This is a genomic window from Methylotenera sp. (genome assembly GCF_029945705.1).
Classification (GTDB): Bacteria; Pseudomonadota; Gammaproteobacteria; order Burkholderiales; family Methylophilaceae; genus Methylotenera.
In genome coordinates, this window is record NZ_JAQSDC010000013.1 from 17,817 (window position 1) to 39,827 (window position 22,011).

Sequence of the window (22,011 nt, forward strand, 5' to 3'; positions counted from 1 at the left end):
TGCTGCCTATGCTATTGCTACTTTTACTAGACTCTTCAGTGCTTTATCACTATGCAAATCAGCTCATGCAAGATTCACTAGACAGCGAGCTAATTAGCACCGCAGATGATATCTATGAACTTTTAAATACTAATAGTAGAAATAAAATCACTGATTTAGATGAGAGTTCAAAACAAGAGCTACTCAAAAGCCCAACGGATAAAACGTTTTATAGTGTATTAGATAGCTCTGGTAAGGTATTGATTGGTGAGCCAATATTAAAGCCCTTGGATGCTCAGCCTAACTTTACTTCGAAAACTAAACCAAAATTTTATTATAGTGAGCTTAATCAACAAAAAATACGTGTAGTTCTAGTGCCAGCGAAATTTATCATCGCTGGTGAAGAACTTAATTTATTCATTCAAGTAGCAGAGACCCTAAACAAACGCTCTCAATTAAGACGCAAAATTTTGGCATGGATTTTAGTGCCTCAAATTATATTAATCATTACAGCCAGCATATTACTGTGGATAGGTATTAAAAAGAGTTTAAAACCTTTGTTAATGATTGATAATGAGTTAGCACAACGATCTGCTCAAGACCTTAAACCAATACTATTAAATAGCGTACCTCTAGAGGTTAGTAAGCTTGTTAACTCGCTGAATGGGCTGATTGATAAGCTTAACCAAGCCATACACTCTCAGAATAGATTTATTGCTGATGCAGCACACCAATTAAGAACACCCTTGGCAGGTATTCGAGCGCAAATTGAGTTATCTGATAAATCCCAAAACTTGCCTGAAATTAAAGATAGATTGAACAAAGTATCATTGAGTACCGAGCGATTAATTCACCTTGTGAGTCAACTACTTGTGTTAGCAAAAAATCAGAAGGAAGCTGCCTACATTGTTAATTTTGAAGAAATCGACTTGGTAAGTCTTGTTAAAAACATTATCTTGGACTTTGAATCACATGCCGATAATAAGTATATTGAACTCAGTTATTTAGGTTTGAATGAAAAAATCATGATCAATGGTGATACAGCGAGACTATATGATCTTATTTACAATCTTATCGACAATGCAATTCGTTACACATCTAATGAAGGTAAGGTGATTGCGGGGGTTACTATTGAAGATGGACACACCTGTTTAAATGTGCAGGATAATGGTGTGGGGATATTAGAAAGTGATCATGAAAACGTATTTAAGCGTTTTTATCGCGGTAACGAAAGTTTAGAATTTGGCACAGGCCTTGGACTGGCGATTGTGAAAGAAATTGCCAACTTGCATGATGCAACGATTAAAATTCAAAGCTATTCAGCAAGTGAGGCCATAAGTAACAACACACCAGGGACTAAGATTACTATCACGTTTAGCTAAGCTAAAATAGTTAATTCGCATGTCACGCGAAATTGGTCCATTATAAGAACCGCGCTACTAACTACACCGGTAGGGCGAAGCATCTATCATCGGCTTTTCGCCTAACATTAACGCTGTCACTAATTTTGCACTGGCTGGCGCCATAGTTAATCCGTATCTAAAATGTCCAGTATTCAGGTAAAGATTTTCTATGGTTGGATGTGCCGAAATAGTGGGTAGATTTTCTGGGGTACCAGGTCGCAAACCGCTCCAGTGTTTGAGTATGGCTTGATTTTTTAGTGCTGGCATAATCGCTTCGGCTTTTGCGCTAATTTCATTGCGTACTTCTTGCGTAACAGTGGTATCGAAACCGACATCTTCCAGTGTGCTGCCTGCCAACAAATGACCATCGCGGCGTGGAATCATGTAGAAACCTTCTCGATAGACAATTTGCTCAAGATTTTTTTCAGGTTTATATAGCAGAATTTGCCCACGCATCGGTTTGATATTTAGTTTGGCGCTGGTTTCTTTTAACAACTCAAAACTCCACGCGCCTGATGTGACTACAAATTGATCTGCGCTGATAGTTTTGCCATCAATAGTTTGCCACTCGTTTAGCTTCTGCATTTCTTTTAGCGGCACAAGCTCGGTATGCTCCAGCATAGTAACCTTGTTTTTCTCTAACCACTTTCGCATGGCTTGCATAAAATACGGTGGGCGTATTTGGCCTATTGTAGGTAACCATAACGCATCTTCGCCACTGAGCGACTGCACGCCAAAAGCCGATGCTTTAACGGCTTGCGCAGGTAACTGATTGCTTGCACACCAAGCTCCTGCAGCTTGAGTATCGAAGTTCGGCAGTAATAGAAAACCTGATTGCTCAAAGTCGGTATCGATACCTGTTTCGCGCAATAGACGTTGGCAAATTTCTGGGTAAGACTTCGCGCCATAATTGGTCAGCGTATTCACGGCATCAGAATAAAACCAAGGCAAGAGCGGAAAAAGAATGCCGCCACCTGCCCAAGAAGATTCGCCAGAAGTCTGGCTGGCGATTTGGTTACGTTCTACGATAGTGACTTTGCAGCCACGACCGACTAATTCCATCGCGGTCATACAGCCAACAATACCGCCACCGACGATTACTACATGTTTTGTCATTATTTGCTTACCGTAATTTTTACTTACTTTGTGGCGACGCGCCCTATTAACAAAGCATTCTGTGCATTAGTTAAGCCTGTTGGCTGACCAAGCAAGACGATAACATCGCCTTCCGCCAATATGCTTTCTTCACTAGGCTGAGAGCCATTAGAATTTGGGCGACGTATAGATTTCACTTCTACGTCAAAATTTTCTAGATGCATATCAGCCAGGTTTCTGCCGATGGCAAATGTACCTGGTGAAATAATCACTGAATGTAGCCGCACTTGTTGATTTGCCAGATCTTCATTTTCAGCATCTGAAATACCATGGAAGTAGCCTTTAAACAACTTGTAGCGTTCTTCACGGAATATACGAATGCGCTTCACCACACGATTTAATGGCACGCCAAGCAACATGAGCGCATGCGAGGCCAACATTAAACTGCCTTCTAAAATCTCTGGTACCACCTCAGCTGCACCTGCCTCACGCAGCGCTTCCATATTGGTGTCGTCCACCGTGCGGACAATGACTGGTAGTTGCGGATAATTTTCTTGTACGATATGTAGAATTTTCATCGCAGCACGATTATCCGCATAACTAATCACCAAGGCTTTAGCCCGCGCACCACCTGCGGCTTCTAGCACTACGCGTCGAGCAGCATCACCAAACATCACATTCTCACCCGCTGTTGCGGCTTCAAGCACGCGCGAGGGGTCAATATCTAAAGCAATATACGGAATATTTTCTTCTCTTAAAAAGCGTGCGAGATACTGGCCGCTACGGCCATAGCCACAAATAATCACGTGGTTATGTAAGTGCTTACCAACATCATCAATATCCTGCACAACTTGCCCACTATTACGGCTATAGCTTTGCACCAGTTTTCTGGCAATACGACCGTTATACTGAATAAGAAACGGCGCAATCACCATAGAAAGTAAAGAAGCAGCGAGTATCACTTGCAGTGCTGGCCCACTGACGAGCTTTTGTTCTACGCCTAGCGCCAAAATCACAAAGCTAAACTCACCAGCCTGTGCCAAAATCAAGCCCGTGCGAATCGCCACGCCGCTTTCGTATTTCACCAGCCTGACCACCAAAGTAACAATCGCGGCTTTAAACAATACAAGTGCAATCAACACTAATAAAATAGCGCCGATATTATTGCTGATTTGTTGTACATCTAGCAGCATGCCAACGCTGATAAAAAACAAACCGAGAAAGATGTCACGGAACGCTGAAATGTCTGATTCCACTTGGTATCTAAACTTAGTTTCTGAAATTAACATACCTGCGATAAACGCACCTAAGGCATAAGACAAACCCGCTAGCTTAGTTGCATAGGCCAACAGCAAAGTGACCATTAATACGTTCATGACAAACAGCTCGCGTGAGCGCTGGCTAGCAACCAAATTAAACCAAGGGTTGATTAACCATTTACCGATAGTAAATAAAAACAACAGCATGCCCGCCGCTTTTAACATCGCCAAACCAAGGACGTCTGTTAGATTGGTACCTGCCACACCTAAAGCAGGAATAAGTACCAAAATTGGCACAACGGCAATGTCTTGAAACAGCAGCACGCCGATACTTAAGCGGCCATGACGTGAGTTTAAATCAACACGTTCAGCCAAAATCTTTGAAACAATAGCCGTAGAAGACATGGTGATAGCGGCGCCTATCACAAATGCCGCAGACCAATCTAAACCAGCCAACTTGGCTATACTCATCACAACGCCAAGTGTAAGGAAAACCTGTGAGCCGCCTAAACCGAGTACTTTTTTACGCATGGCGTAAAGCTGGGGCAAACTAAATTCAAGACCGATACTAAACATTAGAAACACAATGCCGAACTCTGCAAACTCACGGTTGGCTTCGCTGTCTGGCAGCAGACCAGAAGTATGTGGCCCAAGTACCACACCGACTAAGAAATAAGCCAACATTGCGGGTAAACGCATGGCGCGAAACAGAGCAACGGCTAATACCGCGCTGATAAGTAAAATTAAAATTAAAGGTAGGGGTTCGTTCATCATGAGCTATAAATTGTATCTGAGTATCAGTTGTGTTCTTTTGTTTTGCATCAATTAAGTAGATACTAAAAGTCAGTTAGCAAAACCACGTTAGCAAAATGTGTGCCTAAAACAACATTATTTTGCTAATTTTAGCAAAATTGTCATTTTTGAGGCTTGTTTATGCTTTATGTGTAAGGATTTCCCTTTTATACTAACCGATAAATATGTCAGTTTTCGTAAAATGCTCTTAAAAATACAGCTTAAAATAAATGTCATCCATAAATAATACGCCAAAATCCGCTACCACTAAGCAAGCCACTTTAGAGTTGGCACGTGATGTACTGCTGTTAGAAGCCAGTGAAATCAATGCACTTGCTACTAGGCTAGATGGTCAATTTACGGATGCAGTCGCTCTGATTTTACAATGCAAAGGTCGCGTTGTGGTAAGCGGCATGGGCAAATCTGGCCATATTGGCGGCAAAATTGCCTCGACATTAGCCAGTACTGGTACACCTGCATTTTTTATGCACCCAGCAGAAGCCAGCCATGGCGATTTGGGTATGATTACTGCAGGCGATATTGTGATTGCGCTCTCAAACTCAGGTGAGAGCGATGAAATTCTAGCCATTGTGCCTCCGCTCAAAAGGCTAGGTGCAAGCATCATCGCCATTACAGGGAATGATGCATCCACTTTAGCAAAAGCAGCTGACATTCATTTAAGTGCGCATGTGGCTAAAGAAGCTTGTCCTCTTGGTTTAGCGCCTACTTCAAGTACAACGGTTGCACTGGCTTTAGGTGACGCGCTGGCCCTGTGTGTGCTTGATCAGCGTGATTTTACCGCTGAAGATTTCGCGCGCTCTCACCCAGGTGGTAGCCTTGGCAGACGCTTGCTGATTCATGTCAACGACTTAATGCGCACAGGTGACCAAGTGCCCCAAGTCAAGATTAATGCCACATTGTCTGATGGCTTGTTAGAAATGACACGTAAAGGCTTAGGCCTTACCGCGATTGTGAATAGTAACAATGTACCTATTGGCATTTTTACCGATGGTGATTTACGCCGAGCTTTTGAACAAAAGGTAGATGTTTCCACTTCTGATATTAAAGATGTGATGCATCAAAATCCGTTTACGATTCATCAAAGTAAATTAGCCATTGAAGCCGTTGAAATGATGGAGCAACGTAAAATCAACGCGCTATTAGTCACCGACGATGCAGGTGTTTTAGTAGGTGCATTAAACATGCATGATCTTTTATTAGCGAAAGTAGTTTAAGTTTGATGACCATAAAGACGTTAAATACTGAGCTATTGGCTCGCTTTAAAAATATAAAGCTACTAGTGCTTGATGTCGATGGCGTGATGACCAACGGCGGTCTGACCATCGGTGATGATGGACAAGAATATAAGACTTTTCATGCGCATGATGGATTGGGCATGAAGTTGCTCAAAGCCTCAGGCGTTGAAATGGCGATTATTACAGGGCGCACCTCCAACGTGGTTAAGAAACGTGCTGAAAGTACAGGCGTTGCGCATTTCTACCAAGGTGCAGAAGATAAATTAGCGGCATTTAACGACTTAGTCAGTAAAAGTGGATTGCAAGCAAACCAATGTGCATTCATGGGAGATGATGTAGTGGATTTGCCGCCTATGCTTAAATGCGGCCTCGCACTTGCTGTCCCTGACTCACCAGCCTTAGTGCTGAAATATGCGCATTATGTCACCGCTAAATCAGGTGGTCAGGGTGCGGTGCGTGAAGTTTGCGAACTGATCATGCAAGCGCAAGGTACATTTGATGCACAAATGGCGCAATTTTTAACGCAAGCAAGTATTGCTAACTAATGAGCTTGAGTAAAAGTTCAGCAATTATTTTCCCGATAGTGATACTGTCGGTGCTTGCATTGCTCACGGCGTGGATTAACCATATGGTACAACCGCCGCAAGCCAAGCTAGACGGCAGCAGTAGGCATGACCCAGATTATATTATGAGTAATTTTGTGACTTCACAGACGGATGTAAATGGCATATTGCGCTATAAATTAGCCGCAGCGGAAATGAAACATTTTCCTGATGATGACAGCACAAATTTACAGCGCCCTAGTTACACGCAATTTAGCGTTGGTAAACCTTATACACAAGTTGAAGCATTACGAGGTTACGTTTCGAGTGATGGTGAGCAAGTACAGCTAGTTGATAATGTAAAAATCACTCGCCAGGCTTTTGCAGGTAAAGGTGAAATGACAGTAGAAACAGAGTATCTTAACATTCTGCCAAATCAAGACCTGGTGCGTACTGATAGCCCAGTCGTGATTAAACAAGCGCCTAAAACCGTCATCTACGCGACAGGGATGGTGTATGAAAAGAATACCCGCACAGTGACCTTATTACATAGAGTACGTGCGCATTATGAGAAACCGATAATTGTAAGCCAGAATGCAACCACAGCAACACCAACTAAAGTACCCCAAACGCAGGTCGCACCACCTAAAAAAGTAGATAAAAAAACGACTAAAACAACTGAAACTGCCACGCAAAAGGCGGTTTCACTATTACAAAAATCTAACACGAATAATGTGCGCATTCGGAGAAGCCATGAGTAAGCAATCAACCAACATACAACATCACTTATTAATGAGTTATGTTTTTCTAAGTCTAGCTTTGTTAGGCTATTCAGGCTTCGCACTAGCTGAGGCAGCAGATAGAGACAAGCCAATTGATTTGGAAGCTGACACTGTGAAAGTGGATGACGCCAAACAAATCAGCACTTATTCAGGGAACGTGATATTGACGCAAGGCACTTTAATTATTCGTGCCGATAAACTTATTGTACGTGAAGACAGCGCGGGGTTTCAGCACAGCACTTCCTTAGGCAACCCAACAACCTTTAAACAAAAACGTGAAGGTAAAAACGAATACATGGAAGGTAGCGCACAGCGCATAGAATATGATGGTCGCATGGATAAAGTGCAGCTATACACTAAAGCTTGGGTAAAACGTGGCGAAGATATTGTGCATGGTGATTACATTAGCTATGACGCGAACGCTGAGTACGCTGAAGTCATCGGCGGTACAAAATCGGTTGATGGTGTAACAACCAATGGCCGAGTGCACGCCATCATTCAGCCAAAAAACAAAAAAGCGACTGAGCCTGTTATTGACAATACAAAGCCTGTTAATAAGCCATCCAGCAACAATCAAAGCACTGGTAAAGATGTGCGTTTAAGCAGAACCTTAGAAGTTAGCCCAGACGCTCAATAAATCATTGAGCGCTATAAATACAGCTATTGTGAGTAAGCAAATGAGTGAACTGGTTGTAGAAAATTTACGTAAATCGTACAAAACACGAACCGTGGTGCAGGATATTTCTTTGAGTATCAAAAGTGGTGAGGTCGTGGGTTTACTTGGCCCTAATGGTGCAGGAAAAACTACTAGCTTCTACATGATAGTTGGCTTGGTAGCGCTAGATGGTGGCCGCATCCTACTAGATGGCAAAGATTTAAGCCGCATGCCTATTCATATGCGCGCAAGAATGGGCTTGTCCTATTTGCCGCAAGAACCTTCTATTTTTCGTAAACTCACTGTCTCTGAAAATATTCTTGCCGTACTAGAACTGCAAGACATGCCCGAAGATGCTATGAATGAAAAATTAGAATCACTACTCGAAGAGCTGCGTATCACGCATATTCGTGATAGTGCTGCGGTGAGCTTATCTGGTGGCGAACGACGCCGTGTTGAGATTGCGCGCTGCTTAGCATCGAACCCGAGCTTTATTTTGTTAGATGAACCATTTGCAGGAATAGACCCAATCGCCGTCATTGATATTCAAAAAATCATTCATTTTCTCACTGCGCGCAATATTGGCGTGTTAATTACTGACCATAATGTACGCGAAACCTTAGGCATTTGCGACCGTGCTTATATTGTTAATCAAGGTCATGTATTCGCATCAGGCCATCCTAACGAAATTGTAGAAAATGAAAGAGTGCGTGAAGTGTATTTAGGTAAAGATTTCCGTCTATGAAACAAGGTTTACAACTTAGGTTTTCACAAAATCTCTCGCTCACGCCGCAGCTACAGCAAGCGATTAAGCTATTGCAGCTATCAACATTAGAACTTAACCAAGAAATTGATTTGTTGATGCAAACCAATCCCTTGCTAGAAAGAGGCGATGACGGTGAAGATGAGTACGGCAATGCAACGGATAATAGTAACGATGAGGTGACGGTCAACACGACAAGCAATGATGGCAATGTCACCGACACTACGCAAGAATATGACGCCAATAGCGATGTTGAGTTTGAAAAAAATAATACTGAGTTTACTGAAAGTAAAGCAGAATTAAGTCAGACAGAACCTGCAGAATTTGAACAAAGTACAACCGACTTTTCTGCAGAATTCAATGATGATTACGATGAGTACTCCAATGGCAGCTTGTGGGATGAAAACAGCACGCCTGCAGACGATGACAGCGATTACAAACAACAAGACACGCTACAAATAAGCTTGCGCGAGCACCTGCTTTCACAACTAAAACTCATGCAGCTATCAGAGCGTGACCAAACGCTCACGATGCTGTTGGTGGATAGCATTAACGAAGACGGCTATTTAGAAGCATCGCTCGAAGAAATCGTTGAAGAGATGCCAGAAGAACTAGAAATAGAGGTATTAGAGCTACAAACGGCGCTGCGTCATATTCAAAATTTAGACCCTGCTGGCGTAGGCGCACGTAATTTAAGTGAGTGTTTGCTGCTACAACTTGATTTGTTACCCAAATTTACCCCGCACTTAGAATTAGCCAAATTGATGGCAAAACATTATTTAGTAGCGCTTGGCGCGCGTGACTTTGGGAAATTGCGTAAAGAACTAGGTTGTGATGAAGCCACTTTAAAATGTGTACAGCAAGTGATTACCAACTTAAATCCTCGCCCTGGTAGCGCCTTCAGCATTATTGGTTCCGAACATTACATTCAGCATGAAGTGATTATCAAAAAAGTAAAAGGTATTTGGATCGCCAGCCTGAACGATGCGGTGATCCCTAAACTTAAAATCAACCAGCTTTATGCAGGTATTTTGAAGCGTAACCGCGATAGTTCTAGCCAGTATTTGCAAAGCCAGATGCAAGAAGCTAAATGGATGATTAAAAACATTCAGCAGCGTTTCTCTACCATTTTACGTGTATCACAAGCTATTACTGACCGCCAACGCAACTTCTTAGAATATGGCGAAGTCGCGATGAAACCTTTAGTCTTGCGTGAAATTGCCGAAGAGCTTGAGCTACATGAATCAACCATTTCGCGCGTCACCAACAACAAATATATGCTGACGCCGCGCGGTATTTTTGAGCTGAAATACTTCTTTGGCAGTTCCGTAGCAACCGATACTGGCGGTACTTGTTCTGCCACTGCAATTCGCGCGCTGATTAAGCAGTTGGTGGATCAAGAAAACCCTAAAAAACCTTACTCAGATAGTCAAATTACCGACTTATTAGCCAAGCAAGGTATCGTTGTTGCACGCCGTACCATTGCAAAATATCGTGAGTCACTCAACATTGCACCAGCTAGCTTAAGAAAGTCACTTTAACTTTTACGGCGCTTGCTAGCTGAAAGTATTCATCGCAATCCAAGCAACAGAAGCATAAAAAATTGTCTATTCGCATGGCACAGACGTGAATTAAAGTAGTAAACTGAAACTGTTCGAAAAGTTTTAAGATCCTCAATCTAAGGTGCTAAATATTTTTCACACGCAGTAGGTTTTAGGAAATTCAAACTTTGAGAATATCTTAAAAAGGAGCAAGTCATGAATTTACAATTAACTGGTCATCATTTAGAAGTAACTCCTGCATTACGCGACTATGTCACAAGCAAACTAGGCCGAATTAGCAACCACTTTGATCATGTTATTGATGTCAAGGTGACCATGAGTGTAGAAAAACTTATCCAAAAGGTAGAGGCTACGCTGCATGTTCCTGGTAACGATTTACATGCTGCCTGTACAGACGACAATATGTACAGTGCAATTGATATGCTGACCGATAAACTCGATCGTCAAGTCGTCAAACACAAAGAAAAACATGCCGATCACCACAAAACGAATGGCGCAGTTAAGCACCAAAGTATTGAATAATTTCTGTAACCCACCTTGTAGCTTACTATGGCTCAAATAAATGTAGCTGAGCTATTCAAACAAACCCGCCTTAAGCTCAAACTTAATTGGATTGCTGGCCTTAACGGCGGGTTAAATTCCCTCACTAGTGAAACTGCTTCAAAACCCTCTCTGGCACTTATCGGTCATATCAACTTTGTACATCCTAATCGGGTACAAGTATTAGGTTGTGCGGAAATGGATTATTTGCGGAGCTTAAAAAAAGCAGAAGCAGACGGCGCGATTGCAAATTTATATTCAACTAACTTAGCCGCTGTGATTGTAGCCAACGGCGAAAAAGTACCTGACACACTGATTGAAGAGGCCAATAGCCGCAATACGCCACTCTTCACTTCAACATTACGCAGTCCAGAACTAATGGACATCTTGAACCACTTTTTGGCGCAAGCAGTTGCAGAATCAGTCAGCGCACATGGCGTGTTTATGGAAGTACAAGGCTTTGGCGCGCTGATTAAAGGTGAAGCAGCCATCGGTAAGAGCGAGCTAGCTTTAGAACTGATTTCTCGTGGACATCGCTTGATTGCGGACGACATTGTTGACTTCTATCGCATTGCGCCAGAACGCATTGAGGGTCGCTGTCCCGCATTATTACAAGATTTTTTAGAAGTGCGCGGCTTGGGTATTTTAAATATTCGCGCACTATTTGGCGATAACTCAGTCAAACCGACAAAGCCGTTAGATTTGATTATTCAGTTGGTGATGGCGGATAAACAAGCACCCGAGCAACTCAACCGACTAAGCATTAAAAAGCTGCATGAAGAAGTGCTTGGCGTGAAAATTGACAAAGTGCAGATTCCTATCGCTGCAGGTCGCAATATAGCGGTGTTAGTAGAGGTTGCAATACGTAACCACATGCTATTATTAAGAGGCATTAATGCGACTAAACAATTCACTCAACGTCAGCAGCGTGAAATGAAAAAACAGCAACAATTAGTTAAATAACGTTATGAAACAACTCATCATCGTCACAGGGCTTTCAGGTTCTGGCAAAAGCATTGCGCTACATGCGCTTGAAGACAGCGGCTATTACTGTGTCGACAATTTACCTGCCACGATGTTGCCACAAATTGCAGAACATTTGCAGTCTGAAGATAATCTACATGACAACTCAAGCACTACTAACCATGACCGTGTGGCGATCAGTATTGATAGTCGCAGCGCGGCCATTGAAACGCTACCTGCCCATATTGAACAATTAAAATCACAAGGCATCACTACTCAGGTACTATTTTTAGAATCTAACGTCGAAACACTTGTTAAACGATTTAGCGAAACACGACGAAAACATCCGCTAAGTAAAGACACCACCACACTTGCTGAAAGCATTGCTGTGGAACGCGAATTACTAGGCGATTTAGGCAAGTTAGGGCATGTCATTGATACGAGCTACATCAGCGCCAATAAACTAAGAGCATGGATAAAAGACGCAGTAGCCAACGAGAGTTCTGGCTTAACATTACTATTCACCTCATTCGGCTTTAAACACGGCATTCCATTAGATGCTGACTTTGTATTTGATATACGCTGCCTACCTAACCCACATTACGACCCAAAATTACGTGATTTAACGGGTTTAGATACAGAAGTCCAAACGTTTTTAGAAGGTCAAGCGAACGCGCAAGACATGTTGAACGACATCAAAACTTATATAGAAAAGTGGCTGCCTAGCTTTATTTCTGACAATCGCAGCTATTTAACCGTGGCGATTGGCTGCACTGGCGGGCAACATCGCTCAGTTTATTTTGTAGAGCAGTTAACTAAATATTTTGCGCCTAAGCAAAAAGTGTTAACGCGACATCGCGAATTAAAACAATAAATACGAAGCACCATTTAAGGTGTGACTTTAAAAGTAATGTGCAGTTTTAAAATAATGTAGTCATTGATTAAAATTATTAAATAAATCTAGAAGATTAGTACTCAATACTTAGATTTTAGATAAACAGGATTGATATAAACATGATTGGAATTTTAATTATCGCGCATGGTAGTTTAGGTGAAAGCCTTAAAGAATGTGCAAAACACGTGATTGGTAATGAACCTAGGCAATTAGCTTTTTTAGCCGTCAATAACGCCGACGACCCAAGTGAGTTACTGCCAAAAGCGCAAGCGTTGGTCACAGAACTGAATCATGGTGATGGTGTTTTGGTACTTTCAGACATGTATGGCGCAACGCCTTGCAATATCGTCAGTAAACTACTCGTTCCAGGTGAAGTTGAAGGCGTAGCAGGCGTCAATATGCCGATGATAGTTCGCACTATGACTTACCGACATGAGTCCCTGATGGCATTAGTAGAAAAAGCTGTCAGTGGTGGGCGTGAAGGCGTTGTGCATTTTGATAGAGAACGTTGTGACAGGTTTGTAGCACCGTAAGCACTGCGTCATAAAACGACCTCACAATAACAATAAAGAATAATATAACTGGGCTTATAAAGCATGATTAGCACTGAAGTAGAGATTATCAATAAACTAGGGCTGCACGCACGTGCCTCAACCAAACTAACGCAAACCGCGAGTAAATTTGCATCCGAAATCTGGATAACGCGCAATGGTCGCCGTGTTAATGCAAAAAGCATTATGGGCGTAATGATGCTAGCCGCTGCCAAAGGCTCTTTTGTCACACTAGAAGCCAATGGTGCGGATGAAAAAGAGTCAATCGACGGCCTGACAGCCTTGATTGCGGATTACTTTGGCGAAGGTGAGTAAATATCATGAGAATGCTAAAAGTGATTTCTCACAGGCTAAAAGAAGCAACTTCTCGCGAGGTAGATAACATTGACTAGCTTTAGCATTCATGGCGTAGGCGTCTCTAGCGGCATTGCGATTGGGCAAGCCCACCTTATCTCTAACGCACTATTAGAGGTAGTACATTACCAACTGCCTAAACATCTAATCGGCGAAGAGGTTAAACGTTTTACTGATGCAATAGAAACCGTTAAAGCTGATTTAGAAGCCATTAACGGAAGCTTGCGTAAAAATGCGCCTGCTGAAATAAGTGCTTTCATCGGTACGCATTTAATGATGTTGGCGGATAAATCTCTATCTGAAGCGCCAATAAAAATTATCGAAAACGAGCGATGCAATGCTGAGTGGGCAATTAAGCTGCAAATGGATGACATTGTTGAGCAGTTTGAGCAAATTGAAGATGAATATCTGCGCGAACGTAAACAAGATGTGATTCAAGTAGTTGAACGTGTCATTAAAGCGCTGCTTGGGCATCCTAGCCAATTAAGTACAGAGCAGAAAAACAGCGCAGCGAGTCGGGAACATAAGCTTATTTTAGTCGCGCACGACATTTCGCCCGCTGATGCTATTCAATTCAAGCAACACGAATTTGCTGCTTTTATTACCGATGTTGGCGGCGTTACGTCGCACACTGCAATTTTAGCGCGCAGCCTGAACATACCTTCTATTGTTGCGCTTCAAAGAGCCCACGATCTAATTCGTGATGGCGAGTTGATTATTGTAGATGGCAAACAAGGCGTGGTGATTGTTAATCCCGATGCCAGCATTTTAACTGAATACAAGCTACGCCAAGAACAGTGGGAGCTAGAGCAACAAAAACTTCAACGCATTAAATCGACCAAAGCAGTCACCTTAGATGGCATGAATATTGACTTATTTGCCAATATTGAAGTGCCAGAAGACGTGGTTGCAGTCGCGGCATCAGGTGCTACTGGCATAGGCTTATACCGTACCGAGTTCTTGTTTATGAATCGGCGCGAAATGCCAGATGAAGAAGAACAATTCATCGCTTACAAAACGGTTGCCGAAGCCATGAAAGGCGCAACGGTCATTATTCGCACCTTAGATTTGGGTGCAGATAAACAAATGAACCCCGATACGATAGTCACGTGCGCTAACCCAGCATTAGGCTTACGTGCCATTCGCTATTGCTTATCGGAACCGCAGATTTTTCATACGCAATTGCGCGCTTTATTGCGTGCCTCACATTTTGGCAATATCAAAATATTAGTGCCTATGCTCTGTACATTATCAGAGCTGCGTCAAACTAAACTATTGTTAGAGCGCGCTAAAATCAGCCTGCTGAAGCAAAATATTCCGTTCAATGAAAATATACCGCTAGGCGGCATGATAGAAATTCCCGCAGCTGCGATTAATGCTGAAGCTTTTGCCAACGAGTTAGACTTTTTGTCTATCGGCACTAACGATTTAATTCAGTACACGCTAGCAATCGACCGTACCGATGATGCCGTTGCACATCTTTACAACCCACTACATCCGTCGGTATTAAAACTGATTTCGATGACCATTAAAGCGGGTGAAAAGTTAGGCAAATCAGTTTCAGTATGTGGTGAAATGGCTGGTGATGCGAAGCTAACCAAACTATTGATTGGCATGGGTTTACGCCAACTTTCTATGCACCCATCACACATACTGAGTGTTAAACAACAAATATTGCATAGCCAGCTCACCACACTTAAAGCGAACGCACGCAAAGTACTAAATTTAACAGACTTAGAGAAAGTTGAACCATTAGTGGCTAAGCTGAATCGCAATTCAGATTTAGGCACCCATCTCAGCTCGTAATTAAGCTCATCATAAGCTGCTCACCTACCGAAAGGACTTCAATGTCTACCGAAGCCAATAATGAAGTAACTGTTGAAAACAGTCAAAATCCTAGCAATGACGATAAAAACATCGCCACCATTACGCATTTAGGCGGCACGGTGTTTGCATTCGTGCCAGCGCTGATTGTTTGGATTTTGAAAAAAGATGACAGTGCATACATTGCCGATCAATCCAGAGAAGCACTTAACTTTCAAATCACCATGGTGCTGGCTTATATGCTCGCGGGTGTACTTTCATGGATACTCATCGGGCTGATATTTTTTCCTGTTATTTGGGTTGTGAATATTGTTTTCTGCATTATTGCCGCCATCTCTTCTAGCAAGGGCGAAACTTATCGCTATCCGTTTAGTCTCCGTCTAATTAACTAGGTTTAGTTTACTAGGTTTAATTAACTAATCTGTTTTAAGGAATAATCTGTGTCAAATCCACTGTTGTATCTTGCTGGCTTACCTAAATTTAATGAAGTTAAACCTGAACATGTCAGCCCAGCCATTGACAGCTTGCTTACGGAAGGCCGCGCACTGGTTGAAAGCTTAGCCACGGCAACAGAAGCGCCAACATGGGAAAACTTTGCACTTAAGTTAGAAGACCATAGCGACAAAATCAGCCGCGCGTGGAGTCAAGTCGGCCACATGAACGCTGTGGTGAATAGCCCAGAGTTACGTGAAGCCTATAACGAAAATTTAGCTAAGCTGACTGATTACGGCAGTGATATGTCGCAAGACGAACGCTTGTACGCCAAGTACAAAGCCACACAAGCAAGTGCTGGGTTTGCTAACTTAACGCCAACACAACAAAAAATTATCAATAACGAAGTGCGTGATTTCAAACTAGGTGGTGCCGAGTTACCAGAAGCGCAAAAAGCGCGCTTTAAAGAAGTCAGCGAAGAGCTTTCAAAATTAGGCTCAAAATTTGAAGAAAATATTCTAGATAACACCAATGACTTTGCGCATTATGTTGAAGACATTGCCGATTTAGCGGGTATACCAGCAGATGCGATTGAGGCCGCGTTGGAAGCAGCAAAAGCTGAAGACAAAACAGGCTATAGATTTAGCCTGCAATTCCCCTCTTACATGCCAGTTTTGCAATACGGCGAAAACCGCGCGCTACGCGAAACGCTTTACCGCGCTTATGCGACTCGCGCGTCTGAATTTAGTAAAAAAGACTGGGACAACACCACGCTCATTAGCGATATTTTGAAACTCAAGCAAGAGGAAGCGCAAACATTAGGCTTTAAAAACTATGCTGAACTCTCGCTCGCTACTAAAATGGCAGACACACCTGCACAAGTCACTGAGTTTTTAGATACGCTGGCAAAACGTGCCAAACCTTATGCAGAACGAGATATGCAAGAACTCACCACCTATGCCAAAAAGCTGGGTATTGAAGACATGCAATCATGGGATGTTGGCTATGTCAGCGAAAAGCTACGCGAAGACAAATATGCATTTTCAGACCAAGAAGTGAAACAGTATTTTCCTGAAAGCAAAGTGCTGGAAGGTTTATTCAAGGTCACAGAAACTATTTTTGGCGTACAAGTACAAAAAGCCGAAGCTCCGCTTTGGCACGCAGACGCCGCGTTTTACCAAATTAACGATGCCGCAGGCAAGGCTATCGCCTACTTCTATTTAGACCTCTATGCTCGCAACAACAAACGTGGTGGTGCATGGATGGATGAAGCGATTACACGTCGCAAAAAAGTTGACGGCATTGAACTACCAGTGGCGTTCTTAACCTGTAACTTCTCCGCTCCAGTTGGCGGTAAGCCAGCCTTATTCACGCACGATGAAGTCATCACCATGTTCCACGAGTTTGGTCACGGCCTGCACCACATGCTCACCCAAGTGGATGAATACGGCGTTTCAGGCATCAAAGGCGTTGAGTGGGATGCGGTTGAACTACCAAGCCAATTTATGGAAAACTTTTGCTGGGAATGGGAAGTGCTACGCCACATGACCGCCCACGTAGACACAGGCGCGCAACTTCCACGCGAACTGTTCGACAAAATGGTCGCCGCTAAAAACTTTCAAGCAGGCATGCAAACCATGCGCCAAATTGAATTTTCACTCTTCGATATGCGCCTACACGGCGAGTTTGACCCTAATGGTAAGTTAACCGCGCTAGATTTAATCGAACAAATCCGCGATGAAGTAGCCGTGGTACGCCCACCAAAGTGGAACCGCTTCCCCAACAGTTTCAGCCACATTTTTGCAGGCGGTTACGCCGCTGGCTACTACAGCTACAAATGGGCAGAAGTACTCTCAGCCGATGCTTACAGCTTATTTGAAGAGCTAGGCGTACTTTCATCACAAGCAGGTAGCCGCTTTAAAGATGAAGTGCTTGCAAAAGGCGGCTCACGCCCAGCGATGGAGTCGTTTATAGCATTTAGGGGTAGAGAGCCTAATATGGACGCGTTGTTAAGACATAATGGGATGGCGAGTTAATTGCTAATGCCTAATCTGTCCACGTTAGCTATCTTTTTTGCTCTTTGTACAATTGACTATTTTTGTGAGTCAAGCTAATTGAGCTATCTACTAATTATCGCGCTAATAGGATTTGGATTAGGAATATCCATAGGAATCAAAAAAGGTGTCATTGCACTAACGCCTTTAATCATTTTATTTATAACCTATCTATTAACTTCCTCTAACGACGTTCTACTAAACGCTTTAATTATTTTTGTAGCTCCGACTATTCTTTTAGCAAGCTTACTTGGACTCGCCTCTGGATATAGCTTAAAAACAGGTAACAAGTTGCTTTCAATTGCATGGATAACGCCCGTTATATTGTGCTGGGCAAGTCTGACTTTAATTGAAAAGCAAAAGGTAGACGACTTGCCTAAAGTAACAGAGTTCATTAAAAACAGTAAGGAAGTGTCGCTTGTTCTAGGTGAAATAAAAAGTATTGAAGAGCATCCCCCAATTATAATCAGCCAATCAAAGTCACTACCTGATATTTTTGCTCTAACTGTTTATGGCGCAAACGAAAAGAAAGTCATTGCAGTCGTAGATGTTTCCAGGCCTCTGTGGGCGCCTACCTTCAAAATGGCTTGCATTGTTACCCATACAGAGAATTTTGATATTTTCCACCCATGTCAATTAAATTAGCCAAGTAGGGTGGGTTATTGAACCCACGCATAATACCATTTGTAACATTCACCGCGTGGGCAATCAAGTTGCCTGCCCTACAAGTAGAGAAATATGAAACACGACTTTTGGCATAATAAATGGGAGAAGAACGAGATTGGCTTTCACTTAGCCGATGCCAATCCTTTGTTGGTTAAGCACTTCTCTATACTCAGCCAAGTACGGTGGGCAACTCGTTGCCCACGAGTTACCACCTTCGACACTCCAACATCCTCGTGGGCTGAAGTCTGCCACCCTACATAAGACTTACAGCTTATTCGCCAAAACTACTTTTTATTATCATCGCGGCTAAACCCCAATCTGCACCATATACCCCTTGGTTCACATAACGATGAAAACTCGAATGCGGCCAATCTATGACCTGATTAACCAACCCATGTTTAACGGGGTTAAGATGCACATAATCCATATGTTTTGCATAATCGTCATCATCCCGAATTAAATGTTCCCAATACCGCCGTTGCCATAGGGTGGATTCCCGATGTTTGGTTTTGGATGCGGTCATTAAATCTGGTTGATGCAAGGCATTACCACATGCAAAGGTGACATAACGCTTAATCAATCGCCACCGATTTGCAAAATCGGTATCATCTGGTGGCAATGTCCAAATAGCGTGCATATGGTCGGGGAGGATGACCCATGCATCGATGGTAAAAGGGTATTTTGCACGCGTTTTATCAATGGCATTACGTAGCGCATTGAGCACTTCTTTGTTACACATAAATGCTCGCCGCCCATAAGTGACCACGGTGAAGAAGTAAGTTGCACCTGCTTGATTTGCGCGACGATAATGTGACATTCGGTTATTTTAACTAGCATATGGCTGCGTGGGCAAACAAGTTGCCCACCCTACTTACTTTCGACGTATGACGTTGCACCAGTACGCTTACAAATGGACTAATATGAAACACGATTTTTGGCACAACAAATGGACAAAGAACGAAATTGGTTTTCACTTAGCTGAAGCTAATCCATTGTTGGTTAAACATTTACCAAGCCTCAAGCTCAAGCCAAATAGCCGCATATTTTTACCATTATGTGGCAAGACCTTAGATATTCATTGGTTGCTGGCTCAGGGCTACCATGTGGTGGGTGCGGAGTTAAGTACCATTGCGGTTGAGGCTTTGTTTAGGGAGTTAAGCCTGTCGCCTAACATCAATCAAGTGGGTAACTTAACGCAATACAGCGCGCCGAATATCACGATATGGAATGGTGATATTTTTGAGCTGAACCAAAGCTTACTCGGCAAGGTGGATGCGGTTTACGACCGCGCCGCTTTGGTGGCGTTGCCATTAGCGATGCGTGAATGTTACACCGCGCACATAACCGCCATGACGCAAAACGTGCAACAGTTGCTGGTGTGCTTTGAATACGACCAAACGCAAATGGAAGGCCCGCCGTTTTGTGTGAATGCAGATGAGGTGCATGAGCATTATGGGGATTATTATGCGGTTAAGTTGTTAGACAGCAAGCCACTTGCAGGTGGTTTAAAAGGCAAGGTTGAGGCTTTTGAGCAGGTTTGGCATCTGGTACCACCTAAGTTATTTTAAGCAAGAAACCATAAATGTCATCATTCGGCACGAATGACGGAATGAATGAAAATTGTTCAGAAATGATCTATTCAGTCAGCTTATAAAAGCAACATAAGCTTTAAAGCGTAGCCAGCCAGTGGTGCAAACTCTCTATCACCATATGGCTGTTGTTTTTAACAAAGTCGCTAGGTTGTTTTAAATCTGGCACCACAACCACTCTTAAACCTGCGGCTATAGCGGCTTGTGCGCCTAGTTCACTATCTTCAAACGCAATGCATTCACTTACTTTTAAACCTAGTTTTTCTACAGCACGCAAATAAATATCTGGGTTGGGTTTGCCACGGGCGACTTCTTGCCCGCTGGTCAGATGGCTAAAATAATCTAGCACGCCAGTGTGCGTTAAACGATGTGTAATGTGTTGCATGGGTGATGAAGAAGCTACGCTACAAATAACGCCATTGGCTTGGTAGTGGTGTAATAAGGCTTGCGCACCTGTTTTAAGTGGAAACACATGATTGCGCAGATCTAAGTAGGTATTTAAGCCTTGCAGCACGTGATTAAAGTTGGTTTCTCCGCCCAGCTGCTGGGTCATGATGCGTGTGGAGTCTGACCATACGCGCCCAATTAACTCAACATACTCCGTTTGCGTGTAGGTAATGCCAATTTGTTTTGCCGCTTCTATGCAACCTTGCATGATAATGCGCTCGGAATCAATCAATAAGCCATCCATATCAAAAATTGCTGCTTTTATCACTTTAGCATTATCCAAAAAAACCAGAACTTTAGCACGGCTAGATCGTTCTATTAGCGCTAAGATGTTTTTATATCATTGATAAAAATATAAAACCTCAACACGTTGATATGCTGAGGTTTTATTTAATGGCAACGCCATCTTTAGCTAAAACATGTTTAGCTCAGTTTATTACCTAAATTATTTTTTTACGCACTTACCGTGGTCGTCTTTATGCTCATCTGGATGGCAATCGTTCGCAAATGCGATGTTTGACATTAATGATACTAGTACAAATAAAACTGAAGCGATTTTTTTCATGATTTTTCCTATTTGTTAAATTTTAATAGTTGTATAAAACACATTCAAAACTTCAAAGTATCTAACTTCCCTAGAATCACATCGGATACTTAAATATTTATCGGCAATACAAAATATAACTTTAGATAGTTGAGTGTTTTTATTAAAAGATTTATTAAACAATTAATTTTACTTAATTATATGACTTGCCTAACATGCTAAAATTTACAGGATGAACAACACCACATTTAAATTAGCAACATGGAACGTCAACTCCTTAAATGTTCGTCTTGCGCATGTGTTGGATTGGTTAAGCGACAACCCAATTGATGTGCTTTGCTTGCAAGAAACTAAGCAAGAAGACAGCAAGTTTCCTTATGCTGAATTAAAAGAGGCGGGTTACAACGCTATTCATAGTGGGCAGAAAACCTACAATGGCGTGGCTATTCTCAGCACCCATGAAATGACGGAAGTTCAATTCGGTATTGCCGATTTTGAAGATGAGCAGAAACGCGTGATTTCCGCCACTATTAATGGCGTGCGAGTGGTATGTGTGTATATTGTGAATGGCCAAGCGGTAGATTCTGAAAAGTATGAATACAAAATGCGTTGGTTAAATGCGCTCAATACTTGGTTGGCTGGTGAGCTTAAAAAGTACCCGAAATTGGTTTTATTGGGCGATTACAATATCGCCCCTGAAGACCGTGACTGCCATGACCCTGCTGCTTGGCTAGGCCAAATATTAGTCAGCCCACAAGAACGTGAGCATTTTCAAAAGCTGCTACAGCTGGGTATGCATGATAGCTTTAGGTTGTTTGAGCAAGCGGAAAAAAGCTTTAGCTGGTGGGATTACCGCATGATGGGGTTTAGACGTAATTTCGGCATGCGTATTGACCATATTTTAGTCAGTGACGCGCTTAAATCAGCTTGCATCGCAGCAACTATCGACAAAACGCCGCGCAAACTAGAGAGACCTTCTGACCATACACCAGTTATTTTAGAGTTAGGTTGTAATGGTCTAATAAAATGCGACACAAGTTAAGAGATTATAATTACTTAACGGA

General features: G+C 42.6%; 23 protein-coding genes. 19 read left to right on the forward strand and 4 right to left on the reverse strand.

All coding sequences use genetic code 11. The features are described from left to right. Positions 1 to 8: 8 nt before the first annotated feature. Positions 9 to 1,361: a sensor histidine kinase gene (locus tag PSU78_RS04015; protein WP_300384703.1), complete on the forward strand. Its 1,353-nt coding sequence runs from the start codon at positions 9 to 11 to the stop codon at positions 1,359 to 1,361. 57 nt (positions 1,362 to 1,418) lie between these two features. Here the strand turns inward: PSU78_RS04015 and PSU78_RS04020 are convergent, their stop codons facing one another. Then, complete coding sequence (locus tag PSU78_RS04020) at positions 1,419 to 2,498, reverse strand: FAD-binding oxidoreductase (protein ID WP_300384644.1); 1,080 nt, start codon at positions 2,496 to 2,498, stop codon at positions 1,419 to 1,421. 23 nt (positions 2,499 to 2,521) lie between these two features. Beyond that, on the reverse strand, positions 2,522 to 4,507 hold the full coding sequence (locus PSU78_RS04025; RefSeq protein WP_300384706.1) for a monovalent cation:proton antiporter-2 (CPA2) family protein: 1,986 nt from the start codon (positions 4,505 to 4,507) through the stop codon (positions 2,522 to 2,524). A gap of 251 nt (positions 4,508 to 4,758) precedes the next feature. Here PSU78_RS04025 and PSU78_RS04030 point away from each other — a divergent pair, with 251 nt between their 5' ends. The 16 genes from PSU78_RS04030 to PSU78_RS04105 all read left to right on the forward strand — a co-directional run bounded on the left by PSU78_RS04030 (position 4,759) and on the right by PSU78_RS04105 (position 18,628). Then, the gene (locus PSU78_RS04030; RefSeq protein WP_300384647.1) at positions 4,759 to 5,763 is read left to right on the forward strand and encodes a KpsF/GutQ family sugar-phosphate isomerase; all 1,005 of its coding nucleotides are present in this window, start codon (positions 4,759 to 4,761) and stop codon (positions 5,761 to 5,763) included. A gap of 5 nt (positions 5,764 to 5,768) precedes the next feature. Continuing rightward, a complete protein-coding gene (locus PSU78_RS04035) occupies positions 5,769 to 6,329 on the forward strand; it encodes an HAD family hydrolase (RefSeq protein WP_300384650.1) in 561 nt (186 codons plus the stop codon). Continuing rightward, entirely contained in the window at positions 6,329 to 7,087 is a 759-nt protein-coding gene (lptC, locus tag PSU78_RS04040; protein WP_300384653.1) for an LPS export ABC transporter periplasmic protein LptC, read from the forward strand. The genes PSU78_RS04035 and lptC overlap by 1 nt, the downstream gene beginning before the upstream one ends. 31 nt (positions 7,088 to 7,118) lie before the next feature. Then, complete coding sequence (lptA, locus tag PSU78_RS04045) at positions 7,119 to 7,745, forward strand: lipopolysaccharide transport periplasmic protein LptA (RefSeq protein WP_300384709.1); 627 nt, start codon at positions 7,119 to 7,121, stop codon at positions 7,743 to 7,745. 40 nt (positions 7,746 to 7,785) lie between these two features. Then, entirely contained in the window at positions 7,786 to 8,508 is a 723-nt protein-coding gene (gene lptB, locus PSU78_RS04050) for an LPS export ABC transporter ATP-binding protein (protein ID WP_300384655.1), read from the forward strand. Continuing rightward, positions 8,505 to 10,067, forward strand: coding sequence for an RNA polymerase factor sigma-54 (locus PSU78_RS04055; protein WP_300384658.1), 1,563 nt, complete (start codon positions 8,505 to 8,507; stop codon positions 10,065 to 10,067). The genes lptB and PSU78_RS04055 overlap by 4 nt, the downstream gene beginning before the upstream one ends. Positions 10,068 to 10,283: 216 nt before the next feature. Then, on the forward strand, positions 10,284 to 10,610 hold the full coding sequence (gene raiA, locus PSU78_RS04060) for a ribosome-associated translation inhibitor RaiA (RefSeq protein ID WP_013146933.1): 327 nt from the start codon (positions 10,284 to 10,286) through the stop codon (positions 10,608 to 10,610). A gap of 27 nt (positions 10,611 to 10,637) precedes the next feature. Beyond that, positions 10,638 to 11,591, forward strand: coding sequence for an HPr(Ser) kinase/phosphatase (hprK, locus tag PSU78_RS04065; RefSeq protein WP_300384664.1), 954 nt, complete (start codon positions 10,638 to 10,640; stop codon positions 11,589 to 11,591). Positions 11,592 to 11,595: 4 nt separating this feature from the next. Then, positions 11,596 to 12,465, forward strand: coding sequence for an RNase adapter RapZ (rapZ, locus tag PSU78_RS04070; RefSeq protein ID WP_300384667.1), 870 nt, complete (start codon positions 11,596 to 11,598; stop codon positions 12,463 to 12,465). Positions 12,466 to 12,605: 140 nt separating this feature from the next. Next, positions 12,606 to 13,019, forward strand: coding sequence for a PTS fructose transporter subunit IIA (locus PSU78_RS04075; RefSeq protein ID WP_300384670.1), 414 nt, complete (start codon positions 12,606 to 12,608; stop codon positions 13,017 to 13,019). Positions 13,020 to 13,082: 63 nt separating this feature from the next. Further along, complete coding sequence (locus PSU78_RS04080; RefSeq protein ID WP_300384673.1) at positions 13,083 to 13,352, forward strand: HPr family phosphocarrier protein; 270 nt, start codon at positions 13,083 to 13,085, stop codon at positions 13,350 to 13,352. Between the two features lie 69 nt (positions 13,353 to 13,421). Then, a complete protein-coding gene (ptsP, locus tag PSU78_RS04085; protein WP_300384676.1) occupies positions 13,422 to 15,197 on the forward strand; it encodes a phosphoenolpyruvate--protein phosphotransferase in 1,776 nt (591 codons plus the stop codon). A gap of 41 nt (positions 15,198 to 15,238) precedes the next feature. Beyond that, the gene (locus PSU78_RS04090) at positions 15,239 to 15,607 is read left to right on the forward strand and encodes a DUF4870 domain-containing protein (RefSeq protein ID WP_300384678.1); all 369 of its coding nucleotides are present in this window, start codon (positions 15,239 to 15,241) and stop codon (positions 15,605 to 15,607) included. 48 nt (positions 15,608 to 15,655) lie between these two features. Beyond that, the gene (locus PSU78_RS04095; RefSeq protein WP_300384681.1) at positions 15,656 to 17,683 is read left to right on the forward strand and encodes a M3 family metallopeptidase; all 2,028 of its coding nucleotides are present in this window, start codon (positions 15,656 to 15,658) and stop codon (positions 17,681 to 17,683) included. 78 nt (positions 17,684 to 17,761) lie between these two features. Beyond that, entirely contained in the window at positions 17,762 to 18,346 is a 585-nt protein-coding gene (locus tag PSU78_RS04100) for a hypothetical protein (RefSeq protein WP_300384684.1), read from the forward strand. A 93-nt stretch (positions 18,347 to 18,439) separates the two neighbouring features. Continuing rightward, positions 18,440 to 18,628: a hypothetical protein gene (locus PSU78_RS04105; RefSeq protein ID WP_300384687.1), complete on the forward strand. Its 189-nt coding sequence runs from the start codon at positions 18,440 to 18,442 to the stop codon at positions 18,626 to 18,628. 10 nt (positions 18,629 to 18,638) lie between these two features. Here PSU78_RS04105 and PSU78_RS04110 read toward each other — a convergent pair whose 3' ends face one another. Then, positions 18,639 to 19,184: a transposase gene (locus PSU78_RS04110; protein ID WP_300384690.1), complete on the reverse strand. Its 546-nt coding sequence runs from the start codon at positions 19,182 to 19,184 to the stop codon at positions 18,639 to 18,641. Between the two features lie 103 nt (positions 19,185 to 19,287). Here PSU78_RS04110 and tmpT point away from each other — a divergent pair, with 103 nt between their 5' ends. Next, a complete protein-coding gene (gene tmpT / locus PSU78_RS04115; RefSeq protein WP_300384693.1) occupies positions 19,288 to 19,935 on the forward strand; it encodes a thiopurine S-methyltransferase in 648 nt (215 codons plus the stop codon). Between the two features lie 100 nt (positions 19,936 to 20,035). On the opposite strand, the gene PSU78_RS04120 is transcribed toward tmpT, so the two are convergent. Next, positions 20,036 to 20,671 (reverse strand): HAD family phosphatase, encoded by a 636-nt coding sequence (locus PSU78_RS04120; protein WP_300384697.1) that lies wholly within the window; start codon positions 20,669 to 20,671, stop codon positions 20,036 to 20,038. 508 nt (positions 20,672 to 21,179) lie between these two features. Between PSU78_RS04120 and xth the strand changes: the two genes are divergently transcribed. Continuing rightward, positions 21,180 to 21,989 (forward strand): exodeoxyribonuclease III, encoded by an 810-nt coding sequence (gene xth / locus PSU78_RS04125; protein WP_300384700.1) that lies wholly within the window; start codon positions 21,180 to 21,182, stop codon positions 21,987 to 21,989. Positions 21,990 to 22,011 lie beyond the last annotated feature (22 nt).